Origin of the sequence: Citrobacter sp. Cpo091 (assembly GCF_030332645.1) — a bacterium.
GTDB lineage: Bacteria > Pseudomonadota > Gammaproteobacteria > Enterobacterales > Enterobacteriaceae > Citrobacter > Citrobacter portucalensis.
In genome coordinates, this window is record NZ_JAOWHL010000017.1 from 26,440 (window position 1) to 41,318 (window position 14,879).

13 protein-coding genes are annotated in these 14,879 nt (G+C 52.2%); 8 read left to right on the forward strand and 5 right to left on the reverse strand.

The features are described 5' to 3' along the window. The first annotated feature begins 399 nt into the window (after positions 1-399). From glmU to phoU, 7 genes are all read left to right on the forward strand, one after another. Positions 400-1,770, forward strand: coding sequence for a bifunctional UDP-N-acetylglucosamine diphosphorylase/glucosamine-1-phosphate N-acetyltransferase GlmU (gene glmU, locus OGY04_RS00200; protein WP_008786550.1), 1,371 nt, complete (start codon positions 400-402; stop codon positions 1,768-1,770). A 239-nt stretch (positions 1,771-2,009) separates the two neighbouring features. Beyond that, positions 2,010-3,839, forward strand: a complete 1,830-nt coding sequence (glmS, locus tag OGY04_RS00205) for a glutamine--fructose-6-phosphate transaminase (isomerizing) (RefSeq protein WP_267438569.1) — start codon at positions 2,010-2,012, stop codon at positions 3,837-3,839. 334 nt (positions 3,840-4,173) lie between these two features. Further along, a complete protein-coding gene (gene pstS / locus OGY04_RS00210) occupies positions 4,174-5,214 on the forward strand; it encodes a phosphate ABC transporter substrate-binding protein PstS (RefSeq protein ID WP_286584514.1) in 1,041 nt (346 codons plus the stop codon). A gap of 143 nt (positions 5,215-5,357) precedes the next feature. After that, positions 5,358-6,317 carry a phosphate ABC transporter permease PstC gene (pstC, locus tag OGY04_RS00215; RefSeq protein ID WP_008786549.1) on the forward strand — a complete coding sequence of 320 codons (960 nt, stop codon included), beginning with the start codon at positions 5,358-5,360 and terminating at the stop codon, positions 6,315-6,317. Further along, positions 6,317-7,207, forward strand: coding sequence for a phosphate ABC transporter permease PstA (pstA, locus tag OGY04_RS00220; protein WP_003827037.1), 891 nt, complete (start codon positions 6,317-6,319; stop codon positions 7,205-7,207). The genes pstC and pstA overlap by 1 nt, the downstream gene beginning before the upstream one ends. Positions 7,208-7,253: 46 nt before the next feature. Beyond that, positions 7,254-8,027: a phosphate ABC transporter ATP-binding protein PstB gene (gene pstB, locus OGY04_RS00225; protein WP_003023821.1), complete on the forward strand. Its 774-nt coding sequence runs from the start codon at positions 7,254-7,256 to the stop codon at positions 8,025-8,027. A gap of 14 nt (positions 8,028-8,041) precedes the next feature. Then, the gene (gene phoU / locus OGY04_RS00230; protein WP_003023824.1) at positions 8,042-8,767 is read left to right on the forward strand and encodes a phosphate signaling complex protein PhoU; all 726 of its coding nucleotides are present in this window, start codon (positions 8,042-8,044) and stop codon (positions 8,765-8,767) included. 121 nt (positions 8,768-8,888) lie between these two features. On the opposite strand, the gene yieH is transcribed toward phoU, so the two are convergent. Next, positions 8,889-9,554 (reverse strand): 6-phosphogluconate phosphatase, encoded by a 666-nt coding sequence (gene yieH, locus OGY04_RS00235; protein ID WP_003827040.1) that lies wholly within the window; start codon positions 9,552-9,554, stop codon positions 8,889-8,891. Positions 9,555-9,721: 167 nt separating this feature from the next. On the opposite strand from yieH, the gene adeP reads away from it, so the two are divergent. Beyond that, complete coding sequence (adeP, locus tag OGY04_RS00240; RefSeq protein ID WP_003827042.1) at positions 9,722-11,059, forward strand: adenine permease AdeP; 1,338 nt, start codon at positions 9,722-9,724, stop codon at positions 11,057-11,059. A gap of 56 nt (positions 11,060-11,115) precedes the next feature. Here the strand turns inward: adeP and OGY04_RS00245 are convergent, their stop codons facing one another. From OGY04_RS00245 to OGY04_RS00260, 4 genes are all read right to left on the reverse strand, one after another. Next, complete coding sequence (locus OGY04_RS00245) at positions 11,116-11,682, reverse strand: NADPH-dependent FMN reductase (protein ID WP_003827046.1); 567 nt, start codon at positions 11,680-11,682, stop codon at positions 11,116-11,118. A 30-nt stretch (positions 11,683-11,712) separates the two neighbouring features. Beyond that, positions 11,713-12,459: a 4'-phosphopantetheinyl transferase family protein gene (locus tag OGY04_RS00250; RefSeq protein ID WP_003827048.1), complete on the reverse strand. Its 747-nt coding sequence runs from the start codon at positions 12,457-12,459 to the stop codon at positions 11,713-11,715. Between the two features lie 166 nt (positions 12,460-12,625). Continuing rightward, entirely contained in the window at positions 12,626-13,585 is a 960-nt protein-coding gene (gene yidZ / locus OGY04_RS00255; protein ID WP_003827051.1) for an HTH-type transcriptional regulator YidZ, read from the reverse strand. After that, positions 13,554-14,735 (reverse strand): MFS transporter, encoded by a 1,182-nt coding sequence (locus OGY04_RS00260; RefSeq protein WP_286584516.1) that lies wholly within the window; start codon positions 14,733-14,735, stop codon positions 13,554-13,556. The genes yidZ and OGY04_RS00260 overlap by 32 nt, the downstream gene beginning before the upstream one ends. Positions 14,736-14,879 lie beyond the last annotated feature (144 nt).

Consider the following 14,879-nt stretch of genomic DNA (forward strand, 5'->3'; position numbering starts at 1 on the left):
GTGGCGCGAAGCTTAATGCGGTTTATCAGCTAGCGCCATCGTTATTAAATCCCCCCTCCTTCGCTGTATCATTTGTTCTCTATCATTCCTCCCCTCAATTTTCCCAACCCATTTTTCTGCTTCTCACTGAATCACATAAATAAAATCGTTCTATGCTGATGTAATGCTTTATTCATGCGGTAAAAAAATAGCAAAAACATTAACCTAAGGCTTTAATAAGAGCAGACTCCAGGTTTTTGGGAGACAAAAGACGCAGATATAGACGAAAATAGTGAGTTATCAGATGGGGAATCACCCCTGTTGAACGTTTTATCTTCGGTCCATTTCACGCTGAAAAAAATGTAGTATTTTCAATGTGAAACGGTATAAATTCGTTCTCAAATTACAGTCAGGACGTGTATGTTGAATAATGCTATGAGCGTTGTGATCCTTGCCGCAGGCAAAGGCACGCGTATGTACTCCGATCTTCCTAAAGTGCTGCACACCCTCGCAGGAAAGCCGATGGTTCAGCATGTCATTGATGCAGCTAATGAATTAGGTGCGACTCATGTACACCTTGTCTACGGACACGGTGGCGATCTGCTTAAGCAAACGCTGAAAGATGGCAATCTGAATTGGGTTCTGCAGGCTGAGCAGTTGGGTACCGGCCATGCAATGCAGCAGGCGGCGCCATTCTTTAGTGATGACGAAGACATTTTAATGCTCTATGGAGATGTGCCGCTGATCTCTACCGATACCTTACGTCGCCTGCGTGAAGCCAAACCGCAGGGTGGTATCGGTTTGTTAACGGTAAAACTGGACGACCCATCCGGCTATGGGCGTATTACCCGTGATAACGGCAAAGTTACTGGCATTGTTGAGCATAAAGATGCAACCGACGAGCAGCGTCAAATCCAGGAAATCAACACTGGCATTCTGATTGCCAACGGCGCTGACATGAAGCGTTGGCTGTCTAAACTGACCAACAACAACGTGCAGGGTGAATACTACATCACCGATATCATCGCGATGGCGTATCAGGAAGGACGTGAAATTGCGGCAGTACATCCGGCACGAATCAGTGAAACGGAAGGGGTAAATAACCGCCTTCAGTTATCCCGTCTGGAACGTGTTTATCAGTCCGAGCAGGCAGAAAAACTGCTGCTGGCGGGCGTGATGCTGCGCGATCCTGCACGTTTTGATCTTCGCGGTACGCTGATTCACGGGCGCGATGTTGAAATTGATACTAACGTTATCATTGAAGGTAACGTAACCGTTGGAGATCGCGTCAAGATTGGCGCTGGCTGCATCATCAAAAACAGCGTGATTGGTGAGGGTTGTGAGCTTAGCCCGTACAGTGTGGTGGAAGATGCCCATCTGGAAGCCGCTTGCACCATCGGTCCATTCGCGCGTCTGCGCCCGGGTGCTGAGCTGCAGGAAGGCGCACACGTGGGTAACTTCGTCGAAATGAAAAAAGCGCGTCTGGGTAAAGGCTCTAAAGCTGGTCATTTGACCTATCTGGGCGATGCGGAAATTGGCGATAACGTGAATATCGGCGCGGGTACGATCACCTGCAACTACGATGGTGCCAATAAGTTTAAAACCATTATTGGTGATGATGTGTTTGTGGGTTCTGATACTCAGCTGGTGGCACCTGTCACCGTGGGTAAAGGTGCGACGATTGCCGCAGGAACCACCGTAACGCGTAATGTCGCCGATAACGAATTGGTATTAAGCCGTGTACCTCAGGTCCATAAACAGGGCTGGCAGCGTCCGGTGAAGAAGAAGTAATTTATTTTTGCCGGATGGCGGCTTTGCCTTATCCGGCCTACGTGCGGTGACGTTCTGTAGGCCTGATAAGCGTGAGCGCCATCAGGCAGACAAGAGATGAGGGGATAATATAATCCTCCGCTCAACAAGCAGTACCTATAAAAATAACCCCACTCTCTACAAGGCTCGGGGCGCCCGAAATACGGGTATCAGGTTGACCGACAACGACAGGCTAATGCCTAAATTCGGAATCAAAAAATATGTGTGGAATTGTTGGCGCTATCGCGCAGCGTGATGTAGCTGAAATCCTTCTCGAAGGTTTACGTCGTCTGGAATATCGTGGTTATGACTCTGCTGGTCTGGCCGTTGTCGATGCTGAAGGCAACATGACCCGTCTGCGTCGTCTGGGTAAAGTGCAGATGCTGACTGCTGCTGCGGAAGAACATCCGCTGCATGGTGGTACTGGTATTGCTCACACCCGCTGGGCGACACACGGTGAACCTTCAGAAGCGAACGCGCATCCCCATGTTTCTGAACACATTGTTGTGGTGCATAACGGCATCATTGAAAACCATGAACCACTGCGTGAGCTGTTGAAAACGCGTGGCTACACCTTTGTTTCTGAAACCGACACCGAAGTGATTGCTCACCTGGTGCACTGGGAGCTGGAACAGGGTGGTACGTTACGTGAAGCCGTGCTGCGTACTATTCCGCAGCTGCGCGGTGCCTACGGCACGGTGATCATGGATACCCGTAACCCGGAAACCCTGCTGGCGGCCCGTTCTGGCAGCCCGCTGGTGATTGGTCTGGGTATGGGTGAGAACTTTATCGCTTCCGATCAGCTGGCACTGCTGCCGGTAACCCGTCGCTTCATCTTCCTGGAAGAGGGCGACATCGCGGAAGTAACCCGTCGTTCGGTCTCTATTTTCGACAAGTCTGGCGTGGAAGTGAAACGTCAGGATATCGAATCTAATCTGCAATACGATGCGGGCGAAAAAGGTATTTATCGCCACTACATGCAGAAAGAGATTTACGAACAGCCGAACGCAATTAAAAACACGCTGACCGGCCGTATCAGCCACGGTGAAGTGGATTTAAGCGAGCTGGGTTCGCATGCCAACGAGCTGCTGTCTCAGGTTGAGCATATCCAGATTATCGCCTGCGGTACGTCGTACAACTCCGGTATGGTGTCCCGCTACTGGTTTGAATCGCTGGCTGGCATTCCTTGTGATGTCGAAATTGCTTCCGAATTCCGCTATCGCAAATCCGCCGTGCGTCGTAACAGCCTGATGATCACCCTTTCCCAGTCTGGTGAAACGGCAGATACCCTGGCGGGTCTGCGCTTATCCAAAGAGTTGGGCTATCTGGGCTCGCTGGCTATTTGTAACGTACCGGGCTCTTCTCTGGTGCGCGAATCCGACCTGGCGATGATGACCAATGCCGGTACCGAAATCGGCGTGGCCTCCACGAAAGCATTTACCACTCAGCTGACCGTTCTGCTGATGCTGGTGGCGAAACTGTCTCGTCTGAAAGGCCTGGATGTGGCTATTGAGCAGGAAATCGTTCACGGTCTGCAGGCGCTGCCGAGCCGTATTGAGCAGATGCTGTCTCAGGACAAACGCATTGCCGCTTTGGCTGAAGGATTCTCTGATAAACACCATGCGCTGTTCCTGGGCCGTGGCGATCAGTACCCGATTGCGCTGGAAGGCGCGCTGAAGCTGAAAGAGATCTCTTATATTCACGCTGAAGCTTATGCCGCAGGCGAACTGAAACACGGTCCGCTGGCGCTGATTGATGCCGATATGCCGGTTATCGTGGTTGCGCCGAACAACGAACTGCTGGAAAAACTGAAGTCCAACATTGAAGAAGTTCGCGCCCGTGGTGGTCAACTGTACGTCTTTGCTGACCAGGATGCTGGCTTTACCAGCAGCGAAAACATGCACATCATTGAGATGCCGCATGTGGAAGAGGTGATTGCACCGATCTTCTATACCGTTCCGCTGCAGCTGCTGGCGTATCATGTGGCACTGATTAAAGGCACCGACGTGGATCAGCCGCGTAACCTGGCGAAGTCGGTTACCGTAGAGTAATCCGTACCTAACTGAACTGAAAATGCCCTGCTATAAGCGGGGCATTTTTTTAAACTTGTTCTGTTTTTAATCAATTATCCCGCCTGTTTTATGTGACAAACCGTCATCTTCAGCTACTGTTTGCAGTGTCATAAAAAGAAAATTTTAGCGAAATGTTATTGTTATGGTAATAGATAACATTTTGTTTTAAATGAATTTTTAGACAAATAACTTCCCGTGTTTTTCATTGTCATAAAACTGTCATATTTCGTACATTTAACTGTCACCTGTTTGTCCTATTTTGCTCACAGTAGCAACTCAAACAACGATTTACGAAAACCGTGCAGGAGACATTATGAAAGTTATGCGTACCACTGTCGCAACTGTTGTCGCCGCGACCTTATCCATGAGCGCGTTCTCTGCGTTTGCAGCAGTGAGCCTGACAGGTGCAGGTGCAACCTTCCCTGCGCCAGTGTATGCCAAATGGGCAGATACCTATCAGAAAGAGACCGGTAGCAAAGTAAACTACCAGGGTATCGGCTCCTCCGGTGGTGTAAAACAAATTACGGCCAATACCGTTGATTTCGGCGCTTCTGATGCCCCGCTGTCTGACGAGAAACTGGCACAAGAAGGCCTGTTCCAGTTCCCGACCGTTATCGGCGGTGTGGTACTGGCAGTCAACATCCCTGGACTGAAATCCGGCGAGCTGGTGCTTGACGGTAAAACGCTGGGCGACATCTACCTCGGTAAAATTAAGAAGTGGGATGACGAAGCCATCACCAAACTGAACCCAGGTCTGAAGCTGCCTTCGCAAAATATCGCCGTTGTGCGTCGCGCTGATGGTTCTGGTACTTCCTTCGTCTTCACCAGCTACCTGGCGAAAGTGAACGAAGAGTGGAAATCTAAAATTGGTTCCGGCTCTACCGTTAACTGGCCGACCGGTCTGGGCGGTAAAGGTAACGACGGTATCGCCGCGTTCGTACAGCGTCTGCCGGGTTCTATCGGTTACGTTGAGTACGCTTACGCTAAACAGAACAACCTGGCGTACACCAAGCTGGTCTCTGCTGATGGTAAACCGGTAAGCCCGACCGAAGAAAACTTTGCCAACGCCGCTAAAGGCGCTGACTGGAGCAAAACCTTCGCTCAGGATCTGACGAACCAGAAAGGTGACGATGCGTGGCCAATCACTTCCACCACCTTCATCCTGGTCCATAAAGAGCAGAAGAAGCCTGAGCAGGGCGTTGAAGTGCTGAAATTCTTCGACTGGGCATACAAAAATGGTGGCAAACAGGCTAATGACCTGGATTACGCCAGCCTGCCGGACAGCGTGGTTGAGCAGATTCGTGCTGCATGGAAGACCAACGTGAAAGACAGCAGCGGTAAAGCGCTGTACTAATAGAATATCTTTAACGAGTTGGCGGATGGCGCTACGCTTATCCGCCCTACAGTTCCGACTGTAGGCCCAATTTGTAGGCCGGATAAGCGTAGCGCCATCCGGCAGGGCAATTTCGTAAACGCGTTTAACTTAAAGAGTGATTTATGGCTGCAACCAAGCCTGCTTTTAACCCACCGGGTAAAAAGGGTGACATGATATTCAGCGCGCTGGTAAAACTGGCTGCGCTGATTGTGCTATTGATGTTGGGTGGCATTATTGTCTCTCTGGTTATCTCCTCCTGGCCAAGCATTCAGAAATTTGGTTTCTCCTTTTTGTGGACCAAAGACTGGGATGCGCCGAACGATATCTACGGCGCGCTGGTACCGATTTACGGTACGCTGGTCACCTCGTTTATTGCATTGCTGATTGCCGTTCCGGTGAGTTTCGGCATTGCGCTGTTCCTGACTGAACTTGCACCTGGCTGGCTGCGTCGCCCGTTGGGTATCGCTATTGAACTGCTGGCAGCAATTCCGAGTATCGTATACGGCATGTGGGGCCTGTTTATCTTTGCCCCGCTGTTTGCGACGTACTTCCAGGAGCCGGTCGGAAACATCCTTTCCAACATTCCGTTTGTTGGCGCACTGTTCGCTGGCCCGGCGTTTGGTATCGGTATTCTGGCGGCTGGTGTGATCCTCGCTATCATGATCATTCCGTACATTGCTGCGGTTATGCGTGATGTGTTCGAACAAACGCCGGTGCTTATGAAAGAGTCAGCCTACGGCATCGGCTGTACCACCTGGGAAGTTATCTGGCGTATCGTCCTGCCGTTCACCAAAAATGGTGTGATCGGCGGTGTGATGCTGGGTCTGGGCCGCGCGCTGGGTGAAACCATGGCGGTCACCTTTATCATTGGTAACACCTACCAGCTCGATAGTGCCTCGCTGTACATGCCGGGCAACAGTATTACCTCTGCGCTGGCGAATGAATTTGCCGAAGCGGAATCTGGCCTGCACGTTGCTGCGTTGATGGAACTGGGTCTGATTCTGTTTGTGATCACCTTCATCGTACTGGCGGCGTCTAAGTTCATGATCATGCGCCTTGCGAAGAACGAGGGGGCACGCTAATGGCTACGCTTGAAATGCAAAACACCACTGCGCTGGCGGAGTCCCGCCGTAAAATGCAGGCACGTCGCCGTCTGAAGAACCGCATCGCGCTGACGCTCTCTATGGCGACCATGGCGTTCGGTCTGTTCTGGCTCATTTGGATCCTGATGTCCACGATCACCCGTGGTATTGACGGTATGTCGCTGGCGCTGTTCACCGAAATGACGCCTCCGCCGAATACGGCGGGTGGTGGTCTGGCGAACGCCCTGGCCGGTAGCGGACTGTTAATTCTGTGGGCGACCGTGTTTGGTACACCGCTTGGCATTATGGCGGGTATCTACCTGGCAGAGTACGGACGTAAGTCCTGGCTGGCTGAGGTTATCCGCTTTATCAATGACATTCTGCTGTCTGCGCCATCAATCGTAGTCGGTCTGTTCGTTTACACCATTGTGGTAGCAAAAATGGAACACTTCTCTGGCTGGGCGGGCGTTATCGCGCTGGCGCTGCTGCAGGTGCCCATTGTTATTCGTACCACGGAGAACATGCTCAAGCTGGTGCCGGATAGCCTGCGTGAAGCTGCCTATGCACTGGGTACGCCGAAATGGAAGATGATTTCTGCAATCACCCTGAAGGCGTCTGTCTCGGGGATCATTACAGGCGTTCTGCTAGCGATTGCTCGTATCGCAGGTGAAACGGCTCCGCTGCTGTTTACGTCGCTCTCCAATCAGTTCTGGAGCACCGACATGATGCAGCCTATCGCCAACCTGCCGGTCACTATCTTTAAGTTTGCGATGAGCCCGTTTGCTGAGTGGCAGCAACTGGCCTGGGCCGGGGTACTGATTATTACCCTGTGCGTACTGCTGCTGAACATTCTGGCGCGCGTCATTTTCGCGAAGAAGAAACACGGTTAATTTTTACGGCGTGGCTGATGCGGCGCCGGATGAGGAAGAGATTGAAATGAGTATGGTTGATACTGCCCCAGGTAAGATTCAGGTTCGTGATTTGAACTTCTACTATGGCAAATTCCATGCCCTGAAGAACATCAACCTGGATATTGCTAAAAACCAGGTAACGGCGTTTATCGGGCCGTCAGGCTGTGGTAAATCAACGCTGCTGCGTACGTTCAACAAAATGTTTGAACTGTACCCGGAGCAGCGTGCGGAAGGTGAAATCCTGCTGGATGGCGACAATATTCTCACCAATACCCAGGATATCGCTCTGCTGCGTGCCAAAGTGGGCATGGTATTCCAGAAGCCGACGCCGTTCCCGATGTCCATCTACGACAACATTGCTTTTGGCGTACGTCTGTTTGAGAAACTCTCGCGTGCGGATATGGACGAGCGTGTGCAGTGGGCATTGACCAAGGCCGCATTGTGGAACGAAACCAAAGATAAATTACACCAGAGCGGGTACTCTCTCTCGGGTGGTCAGCAGCAGCGTCTGTGTATTGCGCGTGGTATCGCCATTCGCCCGGAAGTGCTTCTGCTTGATGAGCCATGTTCAGCGCTCGACCCTATTTCTACCGGGCGTATCGAAGAGCTGATCACTGAGCTGAAAGAGGATTACACCGTCGTTATCGTTACCCACAACATGCAGCAGGCTGCGCGTTGTTCCGATCACACGGCATTTATGTACCTGGGCGAGTTGATTGAGTTCAGCAACACGGACGATCTGTTCACCAAGCCCGCGAAGAAACAAACTGAAGATTACATCACCGGTCGTTACGGCTGATTCAGGAGCTTGTTGTGGATAACCTTAACCTTAATAAACATATTTCCGGCCAGTTCAATGCAGAGCTGGAAAGCATCCGTACCCAGGTGATGACCATGGGCGGCATGGTCGAGCAGCAGCTTTCTGATGCAATCACGGCGATGCACAACCAGGACAGCGAGCTGGCAAAACGCGTCATTGAAGGCGATAAGAACGTCAACATGATGGAAGTGGCGATCGACGAAGCCTGCGTGCGTATCATCGCCAAGCGTCAACCGACAGCGAGCGACCTGCGTCTGGTGATGGCGATTATCAAAACCATCGCTGAGCTGGAACGTATTGGCGACGTGGCGGACAAAATTTGCCGTACCGCGCTGGAGAAGTTCTCGCAACAGCACCAGCCGCTGCTGGTAAGCCTGGAATCACTGGGCCGCCACACCGTACAAATGCTGCATGACGTGCTGGATGCGTTTGCGCGTATGGATCTGGACGAAGCAGTGCGTATTTATCGCGAAGATAAGAAAGTTGACCAGGAATATGAAGGCATCGTGCGTCAGCTGATGACTTATATGATGGAAGACCCACGTACCATTCCAAGCGTGCTGACCGCGCTGTTCTGCGCACGTTCCATCGAACGTATCGGTGACCGCTGCCAGAATATCTGCGAATACATCTTCTACTTCGTGAAGGGACAAGACTTCCGTCACGTGGGCGGGGATGAGCTGGATAAGCTGCTGGCGGGCAAAGATCCGAAGGAATAAGCAGCTTGTTGCGTGCGCCGGGATCCCCCGGCGTCGCTATTGTAGGCCGGATAAGGTGTTACGCCGCATCCGGCATTCTGCGCCATTCGCCTGATGGCGCTTTGCTTATCGGGCCTACTGTTTATTCGACGATATTCCAACCCCGCGCTTTCCACAATTCCGGCAACTGTGCCAGATCGGTAAACGTCGTCACTTTTGGATGATCGATCGGTTTGTTATGCGGATCGGCGCAGAAGTAGAACACTTCCATCCCGGCGGCAATCCCCGCCTGCGCACCTGCGCTGGAATCATCAACCAGAATGCAGTTCTCAACGTTAACGTCCATCGCTTTCGCCGCATGGAACATCAGGGCCGGATCGGGCTTCCAACGCTGAATATCGTAGCCGCTGAACAGTAAATCAGGGAAATGGTGCAACATGCCCAGCTTACCCAGCGAATGCTGCATTTTGCTGACTGGACCGTTAGAGACCACACACATTGGTACGGCCATGCTGTCCAGTAGCGCATTGGCACCGGCAATCACCTCCAGTTCCGTATCGAACAGACGTGCGACCTCAGCGCGATAAACCGGTTCTAAATCGGCTTTTGCCAGTTCGACACCGTGCTCCTCGTTGATAATGTCGATGATCTCGTACAGCTTTACCCCCTTGAAGCGTTTGAAAATTTCTTCAAGATCGAGCGTAATGCCAAACGCCTGGAACATGCTGACATACGCGCGAGAACAAATCACTTCACTGTCGACAAGGGTACCGTCACAGTCAAAAAATACGGCTTCTATCTGGGACATGTCATTTCCGTTTTAACAAGTTTAACGTTTTCGTAATGCATTATTGGGCGACGCAATCGTTGCCGTATAAGCAAAATCAATGAAAAAAGTTGCTCATAACCCAACCCTATTGTCGCATTTTGGTATAGGATAGCGACGAATTTTCCCTCCTTGTTCGGAAATTGATAATGAGTCAACAACACACAACCCAGGCTTCTGGCCAGGGGATGCTGGAACGCGTGTTCAAACTGCGCGAACATGGCACGACGGCACGGACCGAAGTGATCGCCGGTTTAACGACCTTCCTGACGATGGTGTATATCGTTTTTGTTAACCCGCAAATTCTTGGCGTGGCTGGCATGGATACCAGCGCTGTCTTTGTTACCACCTGCCTTATTGCTGCATTTGGTAGCATCCTGATGGGCCTGTTTGCCAACCTGCCGGTCGCACTTGCGCCTGCTATGGGCCTGAACGCATTCTTCGCTTTCGTGGTCGTTGGCGCGATGGGGCTGTCATGGCAGATTGGTATGGGCGCTATCTTCTGGGGCGCTGTTGGTCTGCTGCTGCTGACGATTTTCCGCGTTCGTTACTGGATGATTGCCAATATCCCGGTTAGCCTGCGTGTGGGGATCACCAGCGGTATTGGTCTGTTCATCGGCATGATGGGGCTGAAAAACGCCGGTGTTATCGTCGCCAACAAAGACACGCTGGTGTCTATCGGTAACCTGACGTCCCACAGCGTACTGCTCGGTATCCTGGGCTTCTTTATCATCGCGATTCTGGCGTCACGTAACATTCACGCGGCGGTGCTGATTTCTATCATCGTAACCACGCTGCTGGGTTGGATGCTGGGCGATGTTCATTACAACGGTATCGTTTCTGCGCCACCGAGCGTGATGTCCGTTATCGGACATGTCGACCTGGCCGGTTCATTTAACATTGGCCTGGCGGGTGTGATTTTCTCGTTCATGCTGGTTAATCTGTTCGACTCCTCCGGTACGCTGATTGGCGTTACGGATAAAGCCGGTCTGGCGGATGCGAAGGGCAAGTTCCCGCGCATGAAGCAAGCGCTGTATGTGGATAGCGTGTCGTCGGTTACCGGGGCGTTTATCGGGACTTCTTCCGTTACTGCGTATATCGAATCTTCTTCCGGGGTTTCGGTCGGTGGACGTACCGGTCTGACCGCCGTGGTCGTTGGTCTGCTGTTCCTGCTGGTTATCTTCCTGTCGCCGCTGGCGGGGATGGTACCGGGCTATGCAGCAGCAGGTGCGCTGATTTACGTTGGCGTCCTGATGACATCAAGCCTGTCGCGCGTGAAGTGGGATGACCTTACAGAAGCGGTTCCGGCGTTTATTACTGCCGTGATGATGCCATTTAGCTTCTCAATTACCGAAGGTATTGCGCTGGGCTTTATTTCTTACTGCGTGATGAAGATTGGTACCGGACGTTTCCGCGATCTCAGCCCGTGCGTCATCATTGTCGCGCTGCTGTTTGTGCTGAAGATTGTGTTTATCGACGCGCACTAATCGCTGTTTATTTGCCCATATATCAACAAGCCCGGCATATCGCCGGGCTTTTTCTTTTACGCTTTCACGCGCTGAATGTAGTCGCCAAATGCGGTCAGTTGACCGGTCAGATGGTCCAGCGTGCTTTGGTCGATCACTTCACCTGTCTGCGGGTCTACTTTATTCTGAATGACGCCGCCCATAAATTCCGGCTTGTTCATTACCATGGCGTCGAGGAATACCAGGATCTGACGCAGATGATACTGGCAGCGCGCGCCGCCAATAGCGCCCATAGAACTGGTCTGGATCAGCACCGGCTTACCCGATAATGGCTGATCGGGCAGGCGGGACAGCCAGTCGATGGCGTTCTTCAGTCCGCCCGGAACAGAATAGTTATATTCAGGTGTGACGATGACGACACCGTCAGCCTTTCTGATTTGCTCAGCCAGTGCTTCTACGCTGGCCGGAAAACCTTCTTCCTGTTGGAGGTCGGCATCGTACAGAGGGATATCACCAATCGACGGCAGCGCGTTCACTTCCATTCCTGCTGGAGCAATCTTGGGCAGCGTACGGGCAACCATTCCATTAAACGAACCTTTGCGCAGACTTCCCAGTAACGTAACAACATTCAATGTTTCAGACATGGTGGCTCCTGTTTCATCATGAAGGTTAAATCAAAGCGTATGGCTCTTCGCTGCACATAATTGAGAGAACCGGATCAGACGACCCGTTGGCTCATTGGCGCGAGTCTGGATATCGGGCAAACTTTTCCAGTCCTGTTTACCATCAAACTCCCAAACCTTGAGTTTTTCAATGGTTGGCGTAACCGCAACTGACCACACCAGTACATCTTCCGCATCGCAAATGGCTTCAACCTGCGCCACATGGGCACATTTCAGGCGCCCTGCGCCGGGTAAAAGCTGGAGCTCGCGCGGATCGTCATTGCACACATCGCCAGTGAGTTTGAGTACGCTCTGGCGCAATGTAATGAGCTGCGCGCGTGCTTCGTTGGGGTCGTTTTGGTTATTGATCCACAGGTTTTCGTTACTGGAGAAGCGCCACGTTTCCGCTGAATTTGGATTGTGAAATCCGCGGGTGGCCCGCTGAAGTTCCATATCCAGGCCGCACGTTCCTTCAGTTGTTAGCACAACACCGACGATATTCCCGGCATAGGAAATCGAAAAACCCGGCAGGTTCTTATCGCGAAAAACGGGCTTACCTTTGGCCTGAGTAACAATTTCGGGCAGCGTGCTGGTGCCGTAAAGCATAAACATCAGTTCAGCGAGAAGACTTCGGGAAGCCAGGAAACGTGTCCGGCGATGAGCGGGTAGATCTCTTGCTTCGATATGACATGGAGAAGGGAGGCGAGCTGAAACCAGGTGTCCCTCCGTAAGAATCCCTCTGGCAAAATGTGTCGCCATTTGTCGCTCCGTGATTAATGGTCCGTGATTATTACCAGAGTAACATTTACACGGCTTCCGGGCAGGCTTTGCTGCCCAAAAACTAAGCGAAAATGGGAGACATTACGCGATATTTACATTTCTGTTGCCAGAATGGTCGATTTAGCAACACCAAAATGAAGGATCGTCAGGAGATATCGCGATAAAGCGCCTTGATCGTGTCTTTTAGCCAGACGATCTTAGGATTGTGGCTGTTGCGTTTATGCCAAAGAAGAGTGAACGGTACGCGCATTTTTTCCAGTTGCGCCGTATCAAATGGCATTGGCCGTGCAACGAGTGGAAGCTGGTGGAGTTGGTTATAACGCTGGCAATAGACCGGTGCGGTGGCTATCAGCGCGTGATCCGGCTGCGCGGCCATAAACAGCGATTGCTCAAAACCGGGCAGACATAACGCGATATTGCGTGCGCGTCCCATTTCTTGCAGGACTTCATCCAGCGCCCATGTATCGCTTTGCTCCCAGCTAATGCTGATGTGCGGATAGCGCAGAAAGGTGTCCAGATTCCACTCTTCCTGCAGTGCGGGATGATCTTCACGTAGCCAGACGCAGGGCAGATCGGAAAACAGCACTTCATGGTCGATCGACAATGGCAACAAACTCAGCAGTTCGCGCGAACGCGGATGACTTTCGCGCCCGGTAAAGCCAATATCCACTTCACCGCGAATAATGGCATCCAGCGAGTCATAGTCCCAGTTGCGTATTTTGATTGTTGCCTGGGGATAGCGCTGATAAATCTGCTGGGAGAGCGCATTGAACATGATCATCACTAACGGCGTTTCGGCCGCCAGATCAAACTTCAGCCCGCGTGGAGACTCATGGTGCGGCTTATCGAGCAACTGATTGCCCATCTGCATCCATTCAGCAAGGCTCTGCTCCATGCTGACCATCAGCGGCGTCGGCGATAGCCCCAGCGGGGTGTTCACAAACAAGGGATCATCAAACCAGGTCCGCAGCTTCGACAGCGACTTACTGACCGCCGACGGTGTGACGTTCATCCGTTTGGCGGTTTTAGTGACGCTGCGTTCCTGCATCAACAGCTGCAGGCAGAGCAATAAATTAAGATCGAGACTGCTGAGGGATTTCTTCATGAGTTGGCGCGGACCGGTTAGGTGCAACAGTGATAATCAGCATGATACTCACTATGCTACAGCCAATCAGAATCCCGATCAGCATATTCAGCGCATCAAGGCCAAGAACCGCCGCCAGCCAAATCCACAGCGAGGAACCGCAAACCTGCGCAATACCTAATGCCGAGCTGGCGACGCCCGCGCGCAGCGAGAACGGCCCAAGCGCCTGGCTCATCGCAACACCGAAGCCGACCGAGAATCCGGCGCAGATTAACGTCAGCCCGAAAAGCGTTACTGCGTGTGAAGTGGCAAGGGTTAACACCACGCCGGCACACAGAAACAGCACCTGTGAGGTCAGCATCAGAACGCGAGGCTTAAATACGCTCAGAGCAAATGGCGTAGAGAAAGAGACCGCCATACTGATGCCTGCGGTCATGGCCATCGTGGTGGCGTACTCACCACGGTCGAAGCCCATCACTTCCATCAGCAGCACCGGAGACGTATTCACAAAGGTCAGGATCACCGACACGCTGAGGGTGGTAATGGCCAGACGGCTTAAGAAAAAGCGGTTTACCAGTGATTCGGTCGTGTGGTTCTTTTCCGTCGTCGCCATAAGCGTTGCTGGGCGCGATTCTCGCAGGACAAACACCGATAGCAGGCAAACAGCCACACCCATTCCCATCATCGTGTAGAACAGGCTCTGCCACGGGTATTTGAGCATGATCAGATGCCCCATCACTGGAGCCAGCACCGGCACAATACAGGTAATTCCGTTCAACAACGACAGTACCTTCGCCCGACGGCGATCGTCGAGCGTATCGCGCAGGATGGCGAAAGCCACCACGTAGCAACAGCCCGCACCTAAGCCCTGAATAAAACGACCTATGAGGAATGGCGTACCGCTTTCGGCGAAAGAACATAGCGCAGAGGCGAAAATAAAGATGAGTGCGCCGACTATGGCGACCGGTTTGCGACCTGACTGGTCGGCAATTTTACCGGCGAACAGCATCGCCGTCGCCATTCCTGCCAGATAAACCGAAAACGCGATATGCAGTTGCGCCTCGCTGGCCTGTAAATCGGCAGCAATACGGGGCAGCCCCACCAGATACATATCAATACCGGCAGGATAAAGAAGAACCAGGGCGAAACTGCAGATTAGAAAGCGTGTCATAGCGACCTCATAAGAAATGTGGCGCTAAGCATACGGTCAGAGAGTCAACTGCACGAGTTGCCATTTGGACAACAGTGATTTCCACATGGGAAATAGTTGTTGCCGGATGGCGGCGTAAACGCCTTATCCGGCCTACGGGGCCTG